Source organism: Gelidimonas denitrificans (assembly GCF_055694065.1).
In genome coordinates this window covers 666,571-687,199 of sequence record NZ_CM146350.1, presented here as the reverse complement: position 1 = coordinate 687,199, position 20,629 = coordinate 666,571, and the positions used below count along the sequence as shown (strand labels likewise).

The 20,629-nt window shown below is 55.5% G+C and carries 22 protein-coding genes; 7 read left to right on the top strand and 15 right to left on the bottom strand.

The window, feature by feature from the left end:
* The first annotated feature begins 78 nt into the window (after positions 1 to 78).
* The 3 genes from radC to rpmG all read left to right on the top strand — a co-directional run bounded on the left by radC (position 79) and on the right by rpmG (position 1,465).
* Positions 79 to 753 carry a RadC family protein gene (gene radC, locus FKCLFG_RS03200; protein ID WP_472614790.1) on the top strand — a complete coding sequence of 225 codons (675 nt, stop codon included), beginning with the start codon at positions 79 to 81 and terminating at the stop codon, positions 751 to 753.
* A gap of 279 nt (positions 754 to 1,032) precedes the next feature.
* Positions 1,033 to 1,269, top strand: coding sequence for a 50S ribosomal protein L28 (gene rpmB, locus FKCLFG_RS03195; protein WP_472614789.1), 237 nt, complete (start codon positions 1,033 to 1,035; stop codon positions 1,267 to 1,269).
* Between the two features lie 28 nt (positions 1,270 to 1,297).
* Positions 1,298 to 1,465 carry a 50S ribosomal protein L33 gene (gene rpmG, locus FKCLFG_RS03190; protein WP_472614788.1) on the top strand — a complete coding sequence of 56 codons (168 nt, stop codon included), beginning with the start codon at positions 1,298 to 1,300 and terminating at the stop codon, positions 1,463 to 1,465.
* Positions 1,466 to 1,648: 183 nt separating this feature from the next.
* Here rpmG and FKCLFG_RS03185 read toward each other — a convergent pair whose 3' ends face one another.
* From FKCLFG_RS03185 to FKCLFG_RS03115, 15 genes are all read right to left on the bottom strand, one after another.
* Positions 1,649 to 2,857, bottom strand: coding sequence for a DesA family fatty acid desaturase (locus FKCLFG_RS03185; protein WP_472614787.1), 1,209 nt, complete (start codon positions 2,855 to 2,857; stop codon positions 1,649 to 1,651).
* Positions 2,858 to 3,064: 207 nt separating this feature from the next.
* Positions 3,065 to 3,637 carry a phospholipase D family nuclease gene (locus FKCLFG_RS03180; protein WP_472614786.1) on the bottom strand — a complete coding sequence of 191 codons (573 nt, stop codon included), beginning with the start codon at positions 3,635 to 3,637 and terminating at the stop codon, positions 3,065 to 3,067.
* A gap of 10 nt (positions 3,638 to 3,647) precedes the next feature.
* Positions 3,648 to 4,964 (bottom strand): RsmB/NOP family class I SAM-dependent RNA methyltransferase, encoded by a 1,317-nt coding sequence (locus FKCLFG_RS03175; protein ID WP_472614785.1) that lies wholly within the window; start codon positions 4,962 to 4,964, stop codon positions 3,648 to 3,650.
* Positions 4,961 to 5,605: a phosphoribosylglycinamide formyltransferase gene (purN, locus tag FKCLFG_RS03170; protein ID WP_472614784.1), complete on the bottom strand. Its 645-nt coding sequence runs from the start codon at positions 5,603 to 5,605 to the stop codon at positions 4,961 to 4,963. The genes FKCLFG_RS03175 and purN overlap by 4 nt, the downstream gene beginning before the upstream one ends.
* A 102-nt stretch (positions 5,606 to 5,707) precedes the next feature.
* On the bottom strand, positions 5,708 to 6,181 hold the full coding sequence (locus FKCLFG_RS03165; protein WP_472614783.1) for a barstar family protein: 474 nt from the start codon (positions 6,179 to 6,181) through the stop codon (positions 5,708 to 5,710).
* Complete coding sequence (locus FKCLFG_RS03160) at positions 6,153 to 6,533, bottom strand: guanyl-specific ribonuclease (RefSeq protein WP_472614782.1); 381 nt, start codon at positions 6,531 to 6,533, stop codon at positions 6,153 to 6,155. Before FKCLFG_RS03160 ends, FKCLFG_RS03165 begins: the two co-directional genes overlap by 29 nt.
* A gap of 536 nt (positions 6,534 to 7,069) precedes the next feature.
* Positions 7,070 to 8,866 (bottom strand): gamma-glutamyltransferase, encoded by a 1,797-nt coding sequence (gene ggt, locus FKCLFG_RS03155; protein WP_472614781.1) that lies wholly within the window; start codon positions 8,864 to 8,866, stop codon positions 7,070 to 7,072.
* Positions 8,867 to 8,989: 123 nt separating this feature from the next.
* Positions 8,990 to 9,748 (bottom strand): 3-hydroxyacyl-CoA dehydrogenase, encoded by a 759-nt coding sequence (locus tag FKCLFG_RS03150; RefSeq protein ID WP_472614780.1) that lies wholly within the window; start codon positions 9,746 to 9,748, stop codon positions 8,990 to 8,992.
* Between the two features lie 177 nt (positions 9,749 to 9,925).
* On the bottom strand, positions 9,926 to 12,112 hold the full coding sequence (locus FKCLFG_RS03145) for a sodium-translocating pyrophosphatase (RefSeq protein WP_472614779.1): 2,187 nt from the start codon (positions 12,110 to 12,112) through the stop codon (positions 9,926 to 9,928).
* A gap of 463 nt (positions 12,113 to 12,575) precedes the next feature.
* Positions 12,576 to 13,232: an adenylate kinase gene (adk, locus tag FKCLFG_RS03140; protein ID WP_472614778.1), complete on the bottom strand. Its 657-nt coding sequence runs from the start codon at positions 13,230 to 13,232 to the stop codon at positions 12,576 to 12,578.
* 192 nt (positions 13,233 to 13,424) lie between these two features.
* Positions 13,425 to 14,174, bottom strand: coding sequence for a 3-deoxy-manno-octulosonate cytidylyltransferase (gene kdsB, locus FKCLFG_RS03135; protein ID WP_472614777.1), 750 nt, complete (start codon positions 14,172 to 14,174; stop codon positions 13,425 to 13,427).
* Positions 14,175 to 14,182: 8 nt separating this feature from the next.
* Positions 14,183 to 14,374, bottom strand: a complete 192-nt coding sequence (locus FKCLFG_RS03130; RefSeq protein ID WP_472614776.1) for a Trm112 family protein — start codon at positions 14,372 to 14,374, stop codon at positions 14,183 to 14,185.
* A complete protein-coding gene (lpxK, locus tag FKCLFG_RS03125; RefSeq protein WP_472614775.1) occupies positions 14,355 to 15,434 on the bottom strand; it encodes a tetraacyldisaccharide 4'-kinase in 1,080 nt (359 codons plus the stop codon). Before lpxK ends, FKCLFG_RS03130 begins: the two co-directional genes overlap by 20 nt.
* Positions 15,435 to 15,582: 148 nt before the next feature.
* The gene (locus tag FKCLFG_RS03120) at positions 15,583 to 16,020 is read right to left on the bottom strand and encodes an ExbD/TolR family protein (RefSeq protein WP_472614774.1); all 438 of its coding nucleotides are present in this window, start codon (positions 16,018 to 16,020) and stop codon (positions 15,583 to 15,585) included.
* Between the two features lie 14 nt (positions 16,021 to 16,034).
* The gene (locus FKCLFG_RS03115; protein WP_472614773.1) at positions 16,035 to 16,643 is read right to left on the bottom strand and encodes a MotA/TolQ/ExbB proton channel family protein; all 609 of its coding nucleotides are present in this window, start codon (positions 16,641 to 16,643) and stop codon (positions 16,035 to 16,037) included.
* Positions 16,644 to 17,282: 639 nt separating this feature from the next.
* Here FKCLFG_RS03115 and xseA point away from each other — a divergent pair.
* The 4 genes from xseA (at position 17,283) to FKCLFG_RS03095 (ending at position 20,629) form a co-directional block, all read left to right on the top strand.
* Complete coding sequence (xseA, locus tag FKCLFG_RS03110; RefSeq protein ID WP_472614772.1) at positions 17,283 to 18,680, top strand: exodeoxyribonuclease VII large subunit; 1,398 nt, start codon at positions 17,283 to 17,285, stop codon at positions 18,678 to 18,680.
* Positions 18,681 to 18,771: 91 nt separating this feature from the next.
* Positions 18,772 to 19,350 (top strand): superoxide dismutase, encoded by a 579-nt coding sequence (locus FKCLFG_RS03105; protein WP_472614771.1) that lies wholly within the window; start codon positions 18,772 to 18,774, stop codon positions 19,348 to 19,350.
* Between the two features lie 650 nt (positions 19,351 to 20,000).
* The gene (locus FKCLFG_RS03100) at positions 20,001 to 20,246 is read left to right on the top strand and encodes a type II toxin-antitoxin system Phd/YefM family antitoxin (protein WP_472614770.1); all 246 of its coding nucleotides are present in this window, start codon (positions 20,001 to 20,003) and stop codon (positions 20,244 to 20,246) included.
* The gene (locus tag FKCLFG_RS03095) at positions 20,243 to 20,629 is read left to right on the top strand and encodes a type II toxin-antitoxin system VapC family toxin (protein WP_472614769.1); all 387 of its coding nucleotides are present in this window, start codon (positions 20,243 to 20,245) and stop codon (positions 20,627 to 20,629) included. The genes FKCLFG_RS03100 and FKCLFG_RS03095 overlap by 4 nt, the downstream gene beginning before the upstream one ends.

Genomic DNA, 20,629 nt, shown 5'->3' with positions numbered 1-20,629 from the left:
GATAAGCTGGTATTGTAAGCCAGCTTTATGACTGTCAGCGGCTGCGCAGACAAACCCAATTACTGAAAGAAACTCGGCATGGCGATTACGGATTGGCCTGAAGATCAGCGCCCGCGTGAACGGCTGATCAAACACGGGCCGCAAAAACTCTCGGATGCCGAATTGCTGGCCGTTTTTTTGCGCACCGGCGTCACCGGTAAAAGTGCAGTAGATCTGGGGCGCGAAATGATTGGCCATTTTGGCTCCTTGAACGGCCTGTTTTCTGCCCGGATCAAGGAATTCTCAGCCATCAACGGCCTTGGCCCCGCTAAATTTGCACAGTTGCAAGCGGTTCTGGAACTGGCCAGGCGTGCTCTGGCCGAAGAGCTGGAAGCCGGCGTCACACTAAGCTCTCCGCAAGCGGTACGCCACTATCTGCAACTGCTGTTGGGCAACAAGCAATACGAATCGTTCGCCGTACTTTTCCTGGATGTCAAAAATCGCCTGATTGCTTCAGAAGAACTGTTCCGCGGCACACTCACACATGCCAGCGTCTATCCGCGCGAAGTTGTAAAAGTTGCGCTGGCACACAATGCTGCTGCCATCATCCTGGCCCACAACCATCCGTCCGGCTCGCCCGACCCCAGCGCAGCCGATCACTTGCTCACGCGCACGCTCAAGCAGACGCTGGAACTGGTGGATGTACAGGTACTGGATCATTTCATCGTCGCGGGGCGACAAATTCATTCATTCGCAGAACATGGCCAATTGTAGCCTTTTCATCAATCTCATTTCAAAAACAGTGGAGTATATGCAATAACGAACAATTTTACGCATATATACATGCGCCTTTTAAATATACCTATTTCAGTATATGAATTTTAAGAAAATACTAATTTTTCTCAAGCAAGCGGATGCAAGCGCCGCCGCTCTAATTTGTTAAATATTATAATATTCAATGACACAATTAATTTTCACAAGTCATTGATAAAACACGGTTTTTTGTCTATACTCTCATTTTTTCCGGATTCGGAAACCATTGAGGAGTAAAGCATGGCACGTGTCTGCCAAGTTACTGGGAAAAAGCCGATGGTCGGCAACAATGTTTCCCATGCAAACAACAAAACCAAGCGCCGTTTTTTGCCTAATCTGCAAAATCGCCGCATTTTCGTCGAATCGGAAAATCGCTGGGTTTCCCTGCGTTTGTCGAATGCCGGTCTGCGTATCATCGACAAACTCGGCATTGATGTCGTACTGGTCGACATGCGTGCCCGCGGCGAAAAAGTTTAATTAGCGCAACGGGATAAAGGAAACCATCATGGCAAAATCTGGCCGCGACAAAATCAAGCTGGAATCGACCGCAGGTACAGGTCATTTCTACACCACTACCAAAAACAAGCGCACCACGCCTGAAAAAATGGAGATCATGAAGTTCGATCCCAAGGCGCGCAAGCATGTTGCATACAAGGAAACAAAAATCAGGTAATCGATTTTTGACCATAAAAAGCCCCGCAAGATTACGTCTTGCGGGGCTTTTTATTCTCTGCTGCATTGCCTCGCTACGAGCGATATAAAAAAACGGCCCGGATGATCCGGGCCGTTTCATATCAAAAGCTGGTTTTTTGCCGATAATCTTGCTGGCACTCAGGCCTGCAGTTATCAGCCTGCTTTAAGCATAGGTTCGCAAACGCAATGAAAAATCCTGCAAGGCCTTGATGCCGGAAGCTTCGGCCCTAGCGCACCAATCCTGCAACTGCTGCAGTAACTGATCGCGACTGGAGTGTGAGCGCTCCCAGATTGCACCCAGTTCGACGCGCATTTCGTGCATGGTCTTGAGCGCCTTGCTGTGCGTAAACAGTTCCGAAAGTTGCTGCTGATGCGTAGCTTCCAGCTTGCCCGGTTCACGTTGCAAGAGTTTTTTTGATGAACGAAGGAAACCCGACTTCAGCTGGTTTTTTGCTTTCAGCTGCACCAGTTCGTCATGCCACGCGCGCTTCAGGGATTTGGCGTATTTGGCCATCACATCATAGCGGTTGGCGATCACCGACTGCAGCGTATCGAGGTCGGCAATCAGCTTGCGCTGATCGAATTTTGGTTCCGGCGCGATTTTCTTGACTTTTGCCAAGCCGACGATTTCCATCATCCGGATATACATCCAGCCGATATCGAATTCATACCATTTCGACGACAGTTTGGCCGATGTGCCAAAAGTATGGTGATTGTTATGCAACTCTTCGCCGCCGATCAGAATACCCCAAGGCATGATGTTGGTGGAGGCATCGGCGCAATCGTAATTTCGATAACCCCAATAGTGGCCAATCCCATTGATAATGCCAGCGGCAGTAATCGGAATCCACATCATTTGTACCGCCCACACGGTGATGCCAATCACCCCGAACAACAACACATCGATAAACAACATCAGCACCACGCCCTGCATGCTGTATTTGGTGTAAACATTGCGCTCCAGCCAGTCATCGGGCGTCCCGTGACCGTATTTTTCGATGGTTTCCCGATTTTTTGATTCGGCGCGGTACAGTTCAGCACCCTCGAACAGCACTTTTTTGATGCCGCGCGTAACCGGGCTATGCGGATCTTCTTCGGTTTCGCATTTGGCGTGATGCTTGCGATGAATCGCAGCCCATTCCTTGGTCACCTGGCCGGTGGTCAGCCACAGCCAAAAACGGAAAAAATGGCTCGGGATCGCATGCAGTTCGAGAGCCCGGTGCGCTTGGCAGCGGTGCAGAAAAATCGTAACGCAAACAATCGTGATGTGCGTTGCAATCATTGTAAAAATGAACACTTGCCACCCGCTTGCCCTGGTAACGCCATTAGAAAGAAAATCCAGCGACGCCTCAAAAATACCATTTAAAATCATTACTTCTCCAGAGTTAATCGCATCTACGCGATTATTCCCGATATATTGAACAGAATTCGCGTTTCCGAAATTTTGGCATTGTACGCCATTTGACTAGATCCGATTGAGGCCGCCACAGGGCGCGCAGCAGCAGCACACTGGAATGCAATTTTCACTGCGCCGTGTGACAAGACTTGGCTATTAACCGAAATCGAACAGAAAACGCCATTATTTATAAGGCGTTGCGCCCTGTCGGTGCCGCTCCCAGTTCAGCGCGTAGCGTGCCGCCAGTACCGGATTTTTGCGGGCGATCAGGATATTTTCCGCATTTTTGTGCTGTGCCGACCAAGTAAAGTTATAGCTTCCCGTAATCACCGTAGCGCTTGCCAAACCGGCATCTATGACGATGACCTTGTTGTGTGCATTCTGATACCGGGTTTCGAGCCAAACAGGAATGCCGGCAAGCGATAAATCTTGTGCTTTGGAGGATGGAACTTTGGCGGACTGCGCGGCATCGACCAACACCATCACGCTAACCCCGCGCTGCTGCGAAGCAATCAATACCTGTGTGATTTTTTTACTGGTCAGCAGATAGGCTTGCACCAATACCTGTTTTTTCGCACCGTCAATCGCGCTAACAATCAGCGTCTCAATATCATCCCAGGGCGAAAAAGCCGCTTGCAAGGTTCCCTGCGCAACTATTTGGTCTGATGAAGATGCATCGAATGCACGCACCGCCGGTGTGCCCAGCAGCGCGCCGGCGCCAATCAGGGCGATACATGCCCTGAGAATCCGCCGCATATTAAAGAATTCAGTCAACCGGAGCCGGCTCAGTTACAGCATCCTCAGTTTCAGCCACTTTCGGCACCTTGCGCACCATGGCAGCGGCAAAAAAGCCGTCGGTGTGATGCAGATGCGGCACCAGTTTCAGATAATCCTGCATGTCGAGTGCAATTTTCTGCTCTGCCAATACTTCTCTCATCGGCAGCAGCGTGAAATCAGGGTGGTTGGATAAGAACTGGCTGACGATATCTTCGTTTTCTTCATTCAACAAGCTGCAGGTTGCATACACCAGCCGCCCGCCCGCCTTGACCAGTCTTGCTGCGCTATCCAGGATCGCGCTCTGCTTGGCATTCAGCTCCACAATCGATTCCGGCGTCTGACGCCATTTGACGTCCGGATTGCGGCGCAAGGTGCCCAGGCCGCTGCATGGCGCATCGACCAGCACGCGGTCAATCTTGCCGGCCAGGCGTTTGATCTTGGCATCGCGTTCATGCGCGATCAGTACCGGATGCACGTTCGACAAACCGCTGCGGGCCAGGCGCGGCTTGAGCTTGGCCAGGCGTTTTTCGGAAACATCGAAAGCGTACAGACGTCCGGTGTTACGCATCGCAGCACCCAGCGACAAGGTTTTTCCGCCCGCGCCGGCGCAGAAATCGACCACCATTTCTCCGCGCTTGGCGCCCACCACTTGGGACAGCAACTGGCTGCCCTCGTCCTGGACTTCAATCGCGCCTTCCTTGAACAAGGGCATGTTTTGCAATGCCGGCTTTTTGATCACGCGCAGGCCCAAAGGCGAATAGGGTGTCGGCTCGCACAAAATCGGTGCTTCGGCCAGTTTGTCCATGACGTCGGCGCGTACCGCCTTGATCGAGTTGACGCGCAAATCCAGCGGTGCCGGCTGGTTCAAGGCGTCAGCCAGCTTCAATGTTTGCTCTTCGCCATCGCGCGCAACCAGCTTCTCAAACAGCCATTGCGGCAGATTCGAACGCAATGAAGGCTGCAGCAGGGTGCGGTCGATTTGCATCACACGCGTCAGCCATTCGCTCTCTTCCTCGGTCAGACCGCCGAGCGCATCCACGCCGGCGGCATCGGCCAAGCCGAGCAGGGTCAACTTGCGCATGGTTGCACCGCCACTCCCGCCACCTGATTCGGCAAAACTGGAATATACCGATTTGTTGCGCAACAGGCCGTAAATGCCTTCGGCGATGACGCCGCGCTCGCGCGAACCCAAACGCGGATGGTCGCGAAAATAGCGTGACAGCGTGCCGTCGGCGGGGCCGGTAAAACGCAATATTTCGCGTAATACTTCTTCAGTTTGGTGTATGACCGCTGGTGGCAATCTCATGCGAAATCCTTCTTTATATGATCTGACCGGCTTTCGCCGGCATTGGTGCGTAACTGTTCTTGCTGTAACGTCAGGCTGCCCTCGATAAACATGCCTACCGCACGCGGATAAATGATGTGCTCCTGCACCAGCACGCGCGCTGCCAGCGACTGTTCGGTGTCGTCTGGCAAAACAGGAATTTTTGCCTGCAGCACGACCGGGCCGTGATCGAGTTCGGCGGTGACGAAATGTACCGTCGCGCCATGCTCGGTGACGCCGGCTGCAAGCGCCTGCCGGTGGGTGGCAAGACCGGGGAAATCCGGCAGCAGGGAAGGATGGATATTCAAAATCCGGCCGGCATAATGCGCGACAAACGGCGCCGTCAGGATCCGCATGAATCCGGCCAGCACCACCAGGTCAGGCGCGAAACCGTCTATCGTCGATTGCAGCGCTGCATCGAACTCTGCGCGGGACGGGTAATCCTGGTTGGCTACTACCGCCGTCGGGATCGCGCGCGCGGCGGCGAATTGCAGGCCGGGGGCGTCAATGCGGTTGCTGATGATGGCGGCGATTCTGGCCGGCCAGCGCTCGGACTCTACCGCGCGAACGATGGCTTCCATATTGCTGCCGCGCCCGGAAATCAGGATAACGATGTTTTTCATGGCGCGCATTGTACCTTTTGTTGGATTCAGATAGAAAAACAAAAAGCCGAACAAAAAAGCCGACAACGCGGTCGGCATGCTCCAGATTAGCTTTTTTCTGCCTTATTCGAAGGAGTAAAACACCCTGAATGCGACTTTTTTTTCAGCCCAGAAATCGGCCGCGTCGCGAAATACATCGAGCAAGTTTTCGCGTGCTTCCTTGTCGAATTTCGGCGTATTCGGAATCTGTTCCAGCACTACTACAAAGCCTGGCTGACGCCCCGCCTTGTGCACCAGGTCGGTCAGGCAATCCGACAGCGCATCAAAATTCTTGCCAAAGTGCTTCGGAAAATAAAATGCCTCCGCAATGGTGGTAAGCACCTGCTGCTTGGTGGTAGCGTCGCCGCAATAGGCGTACAGAAAATGTTGCCCAAGATTGGCGGCCTCCAGTTGCAGATCGGCGACCCGAAAGGCGCGGATGGATTGCACCGCATTTGGCAGCACGGTTTTTAACAAACTCATTGAACCCTCGGCCGGTACAAAAATGGGGTGCTGATTTTCATGTCCGTCATTCTGTGATGCGTCGGAAACTGGCATAGTGATCTTCGGTGTAATAGTATTCGCCGGATGCCGGCGGGATGCCGCCGGCCACAATGCGGCGTGCGCCACGATTACGCGCACCCGGCGTTTTGACAGTGTATTCATGGTAATACCCACGCTTTTGCCTGGGCAGAATTTGTTCATAATTGCCAAAAGTCACACCGTCTTTGGCGTAAGCAAAAGGGCCGCCCTGCCTGATTTGCACCAGCACTTGTTGCGCCTGTACGGGCAAAGCGGATACATGCACCGCGGCCAGCGCCGCGGTATCCGTTGCCGACACGCCCGCGGAAAACAGGATCGCGGCAAGGAAAAAAAGGGTATTGCGCAGTGATTTGAAGTTCAAAATCATTTTCCGTCGATTTAATGCGTCCATTGGCGAGCGCCACAAACCCGAATCCTCATAGGGTAACGTGTTGTAGAAAACGAATCAACCCGAATCACAAGGCAGTAGCCTGAATATGCGGCAAAGCAGCAATTATTCAAGCCGGCGGATAAAAAACATGCGGCCAGAGCGCATGTCAACGCGATAGTATTCCTGATGATAGTTTGATAGCTTCGACGTAGCAGAAAGCCCCGGACATAAATATATACTGCAATACGTATATTTTAATACTGCAATAAATATATGCGGTAAATTGGCATTATATGCATATACCCAGCATATTTTAATAATTCATGATGGTCTTGGCGAACCTGATTTGCAACCGGCAATGCAGGCGCGAAAAAAATCCAGCACGTTCACACTGCGAAAAAATATCTCGTGTTCCCAGATCAATCAGTTCACGGCTATAGCTGGACTTAAATAATAGATGGGAACGCAGCCCTCGGATCTGGTTCGCGCCGATGCCGCCCAAGAGCGTGCGGCATCGGGCGCGTCCGCCAACGTTAATCGCCTTTGACAATACCCTCCCGGCGCGGATCGGCGCCACCGAACCATATCTCTTCGCCGTGGATGTTGATGCGCATGATGCCTTGCAGGCCGGACGTCTGTTCCATTACGCGCACGTTATGACCCTTCGCTTTCAACGCATCCACCAACGCGTCCGATACCCTGCCCTGCTCCAGTTCGGTCGGGCCGTTGCGGCTGCCGAAGTTCGGCAGGCTGATCGCCTGCTGCACGTTCAAACCCCAGTCCATGGTGCCGACCAGCACTTTGCCGACGTAGTTGATGATGGCGGAACCGCCCGGCGAACCGGTGGTGAGCACCAGTTTTTTACTGTCTTTTTCAAATACCAGAGTCGGCGCCATCGAACTGCGCGGACGCTTGCCGCCCTGCACCCGATTGGCGATCGGGCCGTTGGCGTCTGCGGAATCGAAGGAGAAATCGGTCAGCTGATTATTCAGCAAAAAGCCGTCCACCATCTGACGCGAGCCGAACGCATCTTCAATCGTGGTCGTCATCGAAACCGCGCTGCCGTAACCATCCACAATCGAAATATGCGAAGTGCTGGGCAGCTCCGGCGACGTATCCTGGCCCCAGGCCAGAGTCATCGCAAGCGGCAGGCCGGGTTTTGCCGGGCCCATCGACTTGTCGCCAATCAGCGCTGCGCGTTGCGCCAGATACTGCTTATCCAGCAAAGGCTTGAAGCTGTTTCCCGGCAACTGCACGAAATCGGTATCGGCTACATACAGGCCACGGTCTGCATAGGCCAGCCGTCCCGCTTCCGAAAACAGATGAACCGCATCGGCATTCAGGACGCCGTCTTTCGGTGCAAACGGGCGAATATCCCGCGCTTCCAGCATGCCGAGCATTTGCGCGATGGCGATGCCGCCGGAGGATGGCGGCGGCATCCCGCATACGGTCCAGGCCTTGTAGTCGCTGCATACCGGCTCGCGCACCTTGGCCTGGTAGCCGGCAATATCAGCCGCGCTCAACAGGCCGGGATTGACCGGATGGCTGCCGACTTTGGCGGCGATATCCTGTGCGATGCGCCCCTTGTAAAAACTATCCGCGCCGCCTGCTGCAATCTCCTTGAAGACTTGGGCCAACAGCGGATTTTTCAGTAGATGGCCGACCGGCCACGGCGCGCCTTGCGGATCATAAAAATACGCGGCGGCGGCTGCATCTTTCTTCAGATGCGGTTCTGTGCCCAACAGAATATGCAAGCGTGGGCTGACCGCGAAACCTTGCTCGGCCAATCGGATTGCCGGCGAAAACAGATCGGCCCAGCGCAGCTTGCCGTATTGCCGGTGCGCTAATTCCAACATGCGCAGCACGCCGGGTGCGCCGACCGAACGGCCGCCGACCACGCCCTCATAAAACGGCAGCGCTTTTCCATTCGCATCCTGAAACAACTTTTCGGTGGCCCTGGCCGGAGCGGTTTCGCGCCCGTCGAAAGCCTTCACGATGCTGCCGTCAAAATGCATCAGGAACGCGCCGCCGCCGATACCGGAAGACTGCGGCTCGACCAGATTAAGCACCATCTGGGTCGCAATCGCCGCATCGACCGCCGATCCGCCAGCCTTGAGCACTTGGTAGCCGGCATCGGTCGCTAGCGGATTGGCCGCGGCCACCATGAATTTTTTAGAGGTTGTGCCGGATTTTTCGGTGTAGCCGCTGGCGGCTTCCGGCGCATGCATGCCGGCGATCGGCACTTCGTAATGGAAACTCGGGCTGCTGGCACAAGCACCCAGCAAAACGGCAGCGACACAGGCGATAACAGAGGTTCTGATTACGGTCATGACGGGCTCCCAAAGAAAAAAGGCAAGCGAAACTTGCCTTTTTTTAGTGTAGCCGGATTAACCAGTATCGTCACTGATCGTCATTGCCATAATGCGGAAACGGCAATGCGGCACATCAGCCGATTATTTCGGTTGCATCCGAATCGCGCCGTCCAGCCGGATAGTTTCGCCGTTGAGCATCACGTTTTCAATGATGGCTTTTGCCAGATGCGCATATTCGGCTGGCTTGCCCAGACGCGGTGGGAACGGCACCATCGCGCCCAGTGCGTCCTGCACTTCCTGTGGGAAGCCGAGCAGCATCGGCGTCTCGAAAATTCCCGGTGCAATAGTCATTACGCGAATGCCGCTGCGCGACAGATCGCGCGCCATTGGCAGTGTCAGGCCGACCACGCCGGCCTTGGATGAGCCGTAAGCGGCTTGGCCGATCTGGCCGTCATAAGCTGCTACCGAGGCGGTATTGATGATGATGCCGCGCTCGCCCTGTTCGGTAGGATCGGTTTTCCCCATTGCATCGGCAGCCAGGCGCGACATGTTGAAGGTGCCGACCAGGTTGATGTTGATGACGCGCTGGAAGATTTCCAGCGGATGCGGGCCGTCTTTACCGACCGTTTTCACCGCAGGCGCGACGCCGGCGCAGTTGACCAGACCACGCAGAGTGCCGATTGCGGTTGCGGCGGCGACCACTGCCAGCCCGTCCGCTTCGGAAGCAACATCGCATTTGACGAATTCGCCACCCAGTTCTGCCGCCAGTTTTTCACCGGCTTCCACCTGCACGTCCGCCAGCACGACTTTGCCGCCGCCTTCGACGATCATGCGTGCAGTTGCCGCGCCTAGGCCGGAGGCACCGCCGGTAATGATGAATACGCTATCTTTGATTTGCATGGTTTGCTTCCTTGATGAGATGGGTTTCGATTACCGCTTTTGCTACAGACTAAAATTTGTAAATATTACGCTGACGTTTACGTAAGCGTAAGCATCAATCCTTTCGGATTGTAGTCAATTTTTGCACTGCAACGTAAAAAAAGCGGCAACTGCCGCTTTTTTGGTTTGCCTTCGGCATCAGCGCAATTTGGCTTCTGTTGCAATCGGCGCTGTAATCATGACCGCCGTGTTTGCTGCCACGGTCGGTATAGTTACGCCGCCGGCGCTGGTCGACGGTGCCACCAACGCAACCGGTGCCGACATGGCGGCGCTTTGCATCCCGGTTCCTGGCAGCAAAGGCACGATCAGCAGGGCCACAATATTGATGATCTTGATCAGCGGATTGACCGCCGGCCCGGCGGTATCCTTGTAAGGATCGCCCACCGTGTCGCCGGTGACTGCCGCCTTGTGCGCGTCCGAACCCTTGCCACCAAAATTGCCATCCTCGATGTATTTTTTGGCGTTATCCCAGGCGCCGCCGCCAGTCGTCATTGAAATCGCGACAAACAGGCCGGTGACGATGGTACCCATCAGCAAGCCACCCAACGCTGCCGGCCCGAGAATCAAGCCGACCAGCACCGGCACCACCACTGGCAACAACGATGGAATGATCATTTCCTTGATGGCGGAGGCGGTCAGCATATCGACTGCCTTGTCATACTCCGGCTTGCCGCTGCCGTCCATGATGCCCTTGATGTCGCGGAACTGACGCCGCACCTCGACCACCACTGCGCCGGCTGCGCGCCCCACCGCTTCCATCGCCATCGCGCCGAACAGATACGGAATCAGGCCGCCGATGAACAGGCCGACGATCACCATCGGGTTCGACAAATCGAAAGAAGTGCTGATTCCGACTGCATTCAGGGCGTGAGTGTAATCGGCGAACAGCACCAGCGCCGCCAGTCCGGCAGAGCCAATTGCGTAACCTTTGGTGACGGCCTTGGTGGTGTTGCCGACGGCATCCAGCGGGTCAGTGATCGCGCGTACCGAATCCGGCATGCCGGACATTTCGGCAATGCCGCCGGCGTTATCGGTGATCGGACCGTAAGCGTCGAGCGCCACGATGATGCCGGCCATCGACAGCATCGAAGTAGCGGCAATCGCGATTCCGTACAGGCCGCCGAGCCAGTAAGAAGTCAGGATAGCGGCGCACACTGCCAGCACCGGATAGGCGGTCGACCGCATCGATACGCCCAGGCCGGCGATGATGTTGGTGCCGTGACCGGTAGTCGATGCCTGGGCGATATGCTTGACCGGCTTGAAATCGGTGCCGGTGTAATACTCGGTGATATACACCATCAAGCCGGTCAGCACGATGCCGACCAGGGCCGAGCCCATCATCGGCAAGCGCATTTGCGGCGGCATGATCAGCCAGGTCACGATTGCGAAACCGATCAGCGACAAACCGGCCGCCCACCACAAGCCGGTATACAGCGCCGACATGATTTTTTTGCCCGGCTTGGCCTTGACCATGCTGCAGCCAATGATGGAAGCGAAAATGGATGCGCCGCCCAGCGCCAGCGGATACAGCACCGCTTGCGATTCCGCGCCTTTGACCAGCAGGCTGCCCAACAGCATGGTGGCAATCAGCGTCACCACATAGGTTTCGAACAAATCGGCCGCCATGCCGGCGCAATCGCCGACATTGTCGCCGACGTTGTCGGCGATGACTGCCGGATTGCGCGGATCGTCTTCCGGAATGCCGGCTTCCACCTTGCCAACCAGATCGGCACCGACATCGGCGCCTTTGGTGAAGATGCCACCGCCCAATCGGGCAAAAATAGAGATCAGGGAAGCGCCGAACGCCAGTCCGATCAGCGGCTTGATGACGTCATGCAACGACACCGTATGACCCAATCCGTGCGGCGCCGACATCGTGAGCACCCAGTAAAACAGTGTTACGCCCAGCAAGCCAAGTCCGACCACCAGCATGCCGGTGATCGCGCCGCCCTTGAATGCGACATCGAGCGCCTGGCTCATGCCCTTGGTGGCGGCCTGTGCAGTGCGCACGTTGGCGCGCACCGAGACATTCATGCCGATGAAGCCGCAAGCGCCAGACAATAGCGCACCGATCAGGAAGCCGATCGCGGTGGTCAGCCCGACTCCTGGCAACACGGCAATGATGATGAAAAGGATGACGCCGACCAGTGCGATGGTGCGGTACTGTCGCGCCAGATAGGCGGCAGCGCCCTGTTGAATGGCAGCTGCGATTTCCTGCATCCGGGGGTTGCCAGGGTCTTGCTTGAGAATCCAGCGCCGTGAATTAAGTCCATAAATAACTGCAACCAAGCCACTCAGCACCGCAAACCATAAAACTGCTGCCATATTGCCTCCCCCTGTTATTAACGACATGGTTAAAAACATCCCGGATAGTGGCGCTGGCTATTCGCTACTCCAGCGCTCGCTGCCTGTTTTTTACAAAACTCTATGATCTCTATGATTTTTTTGCTTATGCTCTGATGCATCGCCCACGAATGACACGCAAAGCACGAGCCGGCCTTGCAACACGATACGTTTCTTATAATATATGGAGTATCACAATTTTAATGGCATTTCACGCATATATTCATTGCGGTTGTAAAATATACTCATATTAATTCTGGACATGAATCGAATCGATGCGTCAACGTAAGCACCCACACCGGCGCTGTCCACGACCTTTTTTCGTGCCGTTCGTGTTTTTTGTGGATATTGTTTCCGCCAAGATGAATATGCGCATCAGTTGTGACGGCATGCTGCTTGACTGTGCGCCCCAACAAAAAAGCGGACACAAGGTCCGCTTTTTTATTTACTCTGCCAGTGCAGCAAAAGCCCGATCGCGAATTTCCTCGACCTGGCCGACGCCGACTATCTTGCGATACTTGGGTGCGCCCGGCAAACCGGCCTGCGCCCAGTTGCCGTAATACTTGACCAGCACTTCGGTTTGTTCGTGATACACCGCGAGGCGCTTCCTGACGGTTTCTTCCTTGTCGTCATCACGCTGCATCAACGCGTCACCGGTTTCGTCATCCAGGCCGGCAACTTTCGGCGGATTATATTCGACATGGTAGGTGCGACCCGACGCAGCATGAACGCGGCGACCGCTCATGCGGTCGATGATGGCTTCGTCCGGAACATCGATTTCCAGTACGTAATCGATGGCAACGCCCGCTTCCTTCATTGCATCGGCCTGCGGAATAGTGCGCGGAAAACCGTCGAACAGATAACCGTTGGCGCAATCGGCATCTTTCAGACGATCCTTGACCAGACCGATGATGATGTCGTCCGACACCAAACCACCGGAATCCATCACTTTTTTTGCTTCCAGGCCCAGCGGCGTTCCTGCCTTGACTGCCGCACGCAGCATGTCGCCAGTGGAGATTTGCGGAATATTGTATTTTTCCTTGATGAATGTTGCCTGTGTACCTTTGCCGGCACCTGGTGCTCCTAACAGGATGAGACGCATGTTAATTTCCTAAGAGTTTGAATTTTATGTCCGTGTCCGCAATTGCAGCCGATATACGCCGGGTTAGAGCGATATGTGCATTGCGAGAATATGTTTTATCACATTAAGTTTTCACGAAACTTACCACAAAACTACACGAAGTCGTTGCTTTGAGTGCAAATGCGCGTCAAAAAATTGACACAAAACAAACGTTTACAGGAAGTATTGTCGTACTCGAATCAGGTCATCCTGGGTATCGATTCCGGAGGCCGGCGTCGTATCGGTGACATACACGGCAATTGGGAAACCGTGCCACAGCACGCGCAATTGCTCCAGCGCCTCAATCTGTTCCAGCGGCGACACCGCCAACCCGGGATAAGCTTGCAGGAATGCATTGCGATAGGCATACAAGCCGATATGGCGCAACGGAACAGTGCCTTGCGGCAAGACCGATTGGGACTCTGCAAAAGCGTCGCGATGCCACGGTATGGTCGCGCGCGAGAAGTACAGCGCCCGGCCGAACTTGTCGAGCACGACTTTCACCACGTTCGGATTGAAGGCATCCCGAGCGTCACTGATCGGATGCGCGGCGGTGGCCATCGGCACCTCGGCGTTAATCTGCGCTGCGGTCGCAGCAATCAAGGCTGGATCGATCAGCGGTTCGTCGCCCTGCACATTGACCACCACCGCATCGGCAGCAAGGCCGATGGCAGCGGCAACTTCGGCGATCCGGTCGGTGCCGCTCAGATGGTCGCTGCGGGTAAGGCTGGCGCGCACGCCGTGAGCGGCGCAGGCGGCCAGAATATCGGCATGATCGGTGGCGACGATGACCTGGCTGGCGCCGGATAGCATGGCGCGCTCGGCCACCCTTACCACCATCGGCTTGCCGCCCAGATCAGCGAGCGGTTTGTTGGGCAACCGGGTCGACGCCAAGCGGGCCGGGATGATGACGGTAAAGTCCATCGGGTGCTTTAAGAATTGTCCTGGATCGGCAGCGGCGCATTCAACGCACGGGCCTGATCGGCCCACATGATGGGAATGCCGTCGCGGATCGGATAAGCCAGTTTGTCGGCACGGCAAATCAGTTCCTGCGCTTTTTTGTCATGTACCAGCGGGCCTTTGCACAGCGGGCATACCAGGATATCAAGTAGTCGATTGTCCACGACATTTCTCCAGAATTCGTTGGGCCAGCGCGCCATCCAGGCACGCTGTCACGGGAACCACCCACAAGCGCGGGTCGTTTTTCAGTTCAGTCACGAGCGCACATTTTACTGCATCCTTCTCTGTAATCAGGATGATGTCGGCGGCACTATCGCCAAAGGGATTGACAGCAAAATCGTAATGATCCGGCAACGGCAACTCCTCAAAATCCAGTCCGGCCTGACGCAAAGTGGCAAAAAACCGTGCCGGATTGCCGATGCCGGCTGCCGCCACGATTTTTACCGGCAACGGATTCAATACTTGCCCCGTCAATTTTTGCCGCGTCAATTCCTGCAGCGGCAACTGTTGCGTCGGGTCGCACAGGCGTTGCGCCACCGCGCCTGCCAAAACCATCCGGTAAGCGTCCGTCGGCATGCCGTCAGGCAGATCGGCGCCCTGCGCCAGATTGACCACCGTAAAATCGCGCCGGCGCGCGACCGGTTCGCGCAAGGGGCCGGCCGGCAGCAGCCAGCCATTGCCCGCGCCGCGGCCATCGAACAGGACGATTTCGACATCGCGCGCCAGCCGGTAATGCTGCAGTCCATCGTCGCACACGATGCAATCGAGTTCCGGATGCGCTGCCAGCAAAGCCTGCCCCGCCGCCACCCGGTCGCGCCCGACCATCACTGGACATTGCGCACGGCGGGCGATCAGCAGCGGTTCGTCGCCGACCTGCTGCGGCGTCGCCTCCGGCAACACCAGACACGGCGCCGCGTCTGGATTCCCCCGCGCCCCATAGCCGCGTGAAATCACGCCCGGCACACGGCCGGCACCGCGCAACGCATCGACCAGCCAGATCGTCAGCGGCGTCTTGCCGGTGCCGCCGACGAATACATTGCCGACGATGATGACCGGCACCGGCAACCGCACCGATGCCAGCCAGCCGCGCCGATACAGCACCCGTCGCAGCGCCAGCAAGCCGCCGAACAGCCGGGAAAGCGGCCACAGCGCACACGCCAGCAGCCCGCGGCGCAGCCAGGCGCGGCTTAAAATGGATTCGAGGGTGGATGCGGCAGAAGCCAAGGCGTTGTTTTCCGGTGACCGTAGCAATTTCTTTGAAAGTACTACATACCTACCATAGCATTTTTAAAACGCTAATATAATAAAGCGGAAAATGCCATGTTTTTTAGCATACTGCCACTATTTATAATATTGCCAGCATACCGCAAGATCACTTTTTGGTGGCAACCTGGGTCGCGAAAGTCACCTTGGCGAATTGCGCCAGACGCGCCGCTTCCAGCACGTTGATCACGCTTTGATGGGTTGCGGTGCCATCGGCGCTGATGATCACGACCGGGTCTTTTTGCGCCACACCATTGAGCATCGCTGCGGCCTTCAGGCTTTCGGCCAGTTCCTGCACATCGTGGTAGGCCACCGTAGTATTGTTGATCACATAACGGCTGTTGTCGGTGCTGACGCCGACATTGATCTCGAACGGCCGCTGCTGCACCTTTTCGGCGTCCGCGCTCGGCAGCGTAATTTGCAATTCGGAAAACTTGCTGTACGTGGTCGTGACCATCAGGAAAATCAGGATCACCAGCAGCACATCAATGAATGGAATCAGATTGATTTCAGGGTCTTCATGCCTGCGATTTTTATGAAATTTCATGCCGAGCCTTCCGTTTATGACTTGCGTGCACCATGCACGACGTCAACGAATTTCACGGCTTTTTGTTCCATATCGACGACGAAACTATCCACCAGCGCACGAAAATGCCGGTAAAAAACCATCGCCGGCATCGCAATCAGCAAACCAAAACCGGTGTTGTAGAGCGCCACCGAAATACCATGCGCCAATTGCGTCGGATTGGCGCCGGCGGCGGTCTGCGAACCGAAAATCTCGATCATTCCAACCACAGTGCCGAACAGGCCCATCAGCGGCGCCAGCGAAGCTATCGTTCCCAGCGTGGTCAGAAAACGCTCCAGCTCATGCGCCACACCGCTGCCGGCTTCCTCGATCGATTCCTTCATGATCTCGCGCGGCGCGTCCACGCTGCGCAGGCCGGCAGCCAGCACCCGGCCTAATGGCGAGTTCTGTTCCAGCTTGTCGATCACTTCAGCGCTCACCTGGCCGCTGCGATAAACGTGAATCACTTCGTCGAGCAAGGTCGGCGGCAGCACCAGGCTATGGCGCAAATATAGGCTGCGTTCAATAATTAGTGCCAGCGCAATGACTGAAGATATGAGCAACAGCCAGATCGGCCACCCAGCTGCTTGAATAATGGCGAACAAAAGAAACTCCCTATAGATATTGATATTGATACTGCAGTTGACGATGGCTTGAATATCACGAAGCCGCAATGTAACGTGTTGGACACTTCACGGCAAGCATGAATCAGCCGTCGGCGTATTCGAAACGGATCGTTCGCGCTCGGGAAGTTCTGCACAGATTATGTGGATAACTTTGTGCACAAGTCGCTGCAAGCGGATTAAGTGTTTGATTTTTATCGCTTTAAAACGCATGACCTAAAATGTGGCAAAACTTTTGCACAGCGTCATCCCGCAGCCGCCATCGACAGCAATGTTGTGCACATATTGTGTGGATAACTTTGTGGGTAAACCCATGGATTAACTATAAGTCATTGATTATGAAATACTTTAATTCATTGATTAAAATAAATGCACAGGAAGTTTCCTGACCCCAATACCGATGATTTTCTTGCAAACTGCGCCACAGCAGACCTGTGGCACAGCATAAACAATGTATGCCGGCAGCATTGCATGGGACAATCGCCAGCAGCGCCGGTTCTGCACAGTTTCTGTGGATAACTTTGTGCGTAAGTACTACGATCAATACCGAAGTGCTTGATCCGTAAGGATTTTTTATTGCCGCTCATAAAGCGTGCAGCGCCTTTTCATCATTCAAACAGCATGAGCCCAAACAATTCCCTGGAAAATCCACTTACTGCTGCGCCCATCCTGAGCGTCTCGGCACTCAATCATGCCGTAGCAAGGATGCTGGAACGCAGCTTTCCACTGACCTGGGTGGCGGGTGAAATCTCCAACTTCACCCGCGCCGCTTCCGGCCACTGGTACTTCACACTCAAAGACAGCGCGGCCCAAGTGCGCGCCGTGATGTTTCGTGCCCGCGCCCAATACGCCGACTTCATCCCCAAGGATGGCGACCGGGTCGAACTGCGCACTTTGGTGACGCTGTATGCGCCGCGCGGCGATTACCAGCTGAATGTGGAAGCGATCCGACGCGCCGGCCTGGGCAACCTGTTCGAAGCGTTTTTGCAGCTGAAAGAAAAACTGGAGCTTGAGGGCTTGTTCGACCCGGCGCGCAAGCGGCGCTTGCCGGTCTTCGCCAGAACCATCGGCATCGTCACCAGCCCGCAAGCCGCCGCGCTGCGCGACATCCTGACCACGCTGCAACGGCGCGCCCCGCATGTCGAAATAATCCTCTACCCGACTCCGGTGCAGGGCGAAGGCGCTGCTGCCAAAATCGCCCACGCGATCCGGATCGCCTCCAACCGCGGCGACTGTGATGTATTGCTGGTGTGCCGGGGCGGCGGCAGCATCGAAGATTTGTGGTCGTTCAATGACGAAGCGGTGGCGCGCGCCATCGTTGATTGCAACATGCCGGTAATTGCCGGCGTCGGCCATGAAACCGACTTCACCATCGCCGACTTCGCCGCCGACCTGCGCGCGCCGACTCCGACCGCCGCTGCCGAGCTGGCAGCCACGCCGCGTGCCGACTGGCTTTCAAGCGTGATGACGCAAGCCGACGCGCTGCTGCGCGCGATGCAGCGGCAACTGTCCGACCACGGACAAACGCTGGATTGGCTGTCGCGCCGGCTGCAAAGTCCGAAAGCCACCATCGCCCGCGAACGGATGCAATTGCAAGCGCTCGGCAATCGCCTGCACCTGGCCACCCGCACCCCGCAAAACGCAGCCCGCTTTGCCTTGGCGCAATTAAGCACCCGGCTCGGCGCACGGCGGCCCGATAGCGCAAGCCAGCGCAGCATGCTGCAGGAACAGGCGCGCCGTCTTGATGCGCGACTGGCCAGCGCAGCCGCGCAACGCGGGCAAGCGCTGGCGGCGCTGACCGCGCAACTGGAGCTGCTAAGCCCGCAACGCACGCTGGAACGCGGCTACGCGATCGTCACCAATGCCAAAGGCCAGGTCATCCGCAGCACCAAAGCGCTGCACCCACGCGACACCATTACGCTGCGCCTGGCCAGCGGCAGCGCCCAGATCGGCATCGCCAGCGTGCAGCCGGCCCTGAAATCGCTGGAGTCATTGGATTCATTGGATGCATCCGAATAAGCGCCGCCTGCAAGCGATGCGCATCCGTCATACAATTGGCGATCCTGCAAAACAGATTTTTACCTCAACAAACAACTAAAAAGGACGCACCATGGAACATACCCTGCCAGCCCTGCCGTACGCGATGGACGCATTGCAACCCCACATCTCCCAGGAAACCCTGGAGTACCACTACGGCAAGCATCATCAGACTTACGTCACCAACTTGAACAATCTGATCAAGGGCACCGAGTTTGAAAACGCCACGCTGGAAGACATCATCCGCAAAGCATCCGGCGGCCTGTTCAACAACGCAGCCCAAGTCTGGAACCACTCTTTTTACTGGAATTGCCTGACCCCGAACACCAGCGGCGCACCGAGCGGCGCGCTGGCTGACGCGATCAACGCAAAATGGGGAACATTTGATCAGTTCAAGGCAGAATTCACCAAATCCGCACTCGGCAACTTCGGCTCCGGCTGGACTTGGCTGGTGAAAAAATCCGACGGTTCGGTCGACCTCGTCAACACCTCCAACGCCGCAACGCCATTGACTGGCACCGACAAGCCACTGCTGACCTGTGACGTTTGGGAACACGCGTACTACATCGACTACCGCAATGCCCGTCCAAAATACGTTGAAAATTTCTGGAATCTGGCTAATTGGGATTTCGTCGCAAAGAATTTCGCGTAAGAGTTTTTGCTGTTTGTCCGGAATGAAGTTCGGAACCCAGGAATAAAGATCGGAATTTTTTGAATCTGTACCGAAATTAAATTCGGAACACTGATGATCACCAAGCTGTAAATATCAGAACGCCAACCCTCACCGGTTGGCGTTTTTGTTTGCGGGATGCAAAGTCCTCGCGTCCGGTTTATTTGCGGTTTGCAGTCTACATTCAGACACATGCGGCGCAATGCGCTGCGCTATTGACGCCCTACCTAGTGCACCTTACTGCCTGTAAGAGGGGTCCCTGCTGCACGTGTAGCCAGTTCGACTGGGCGCCAGAGCACGTTAGGAACCTCTAGTAAAAGGCCGTAAGGCGCAATAAGCGCAGCGCATTGCGCCGCATGTTACTGCACATACCTATAAGTGTATTTTTAAATACCGCAATTGATACATGCGGGAACATGCCTGTTTTAACTGATACTCCACCTATGCCCAGCACCGCCGAAATCCATCCCGCCCTCATACCAATGCAGCGCATAGACAAGTGCATCCAGATTTTGAGGATTCCCTAGTTCATAAAACAAGCCCACCAGCCAAGCATCAACGCCTGCCATCTGGTCATTTGATGCCTCATATGATAAATTAAACTAATTAAACTTAGTTCAATAAGGATGATCATGCAGACGGTTAACATCCACGAGGCAAAAACCCAACTATCGCGGCTGATAGAGCAAGCAGTGAAAGGGGATTCATTCATCATCGCCAAGGCTGGAAAGCCACTAGTCAAAGTGACTCGGCTGGACGCACCATTAGCCGGACAAGCGCGCAGGTTGGGATTCATGGCGGGGCAGATCACCGTACCGGATGATTTCGACCGTATGGGCAGCGGGGAAATCGAGCAATTGTTCGGTGGTGAAGCATGAAGCTGTTGCTCGATACCCACTTGTTGCTATGGGCTGCCGGTGCGCCTGATCAGCTGTCCGCAGAGGCGCGAAAATTGCTGGAAGACCCACTGAACGAACTCCTTTTCAGTGCGGCCAGTCTGTGGGAAATTGCCATCAAACGTGGCCTTGGGCGTGCCGATTTTCAGGTGGATGCCAGGGTGCTGCGCCGCGGGCTGCTGGATAACGGCTATCAGGAATTGGCTATTACCAGTGCGCACGCGGTTTCACTCGACAGTTTGCCACCCATTCATAAAGACCCATTCGACCGCATCCTTGTTGCGCAAGCGACCGTTGAGGGCATCACCTTGCTGACAGCGGATGCTTTGGTGGCGCAGTACCCCGGACCGGTGCGTCAAGTTTAA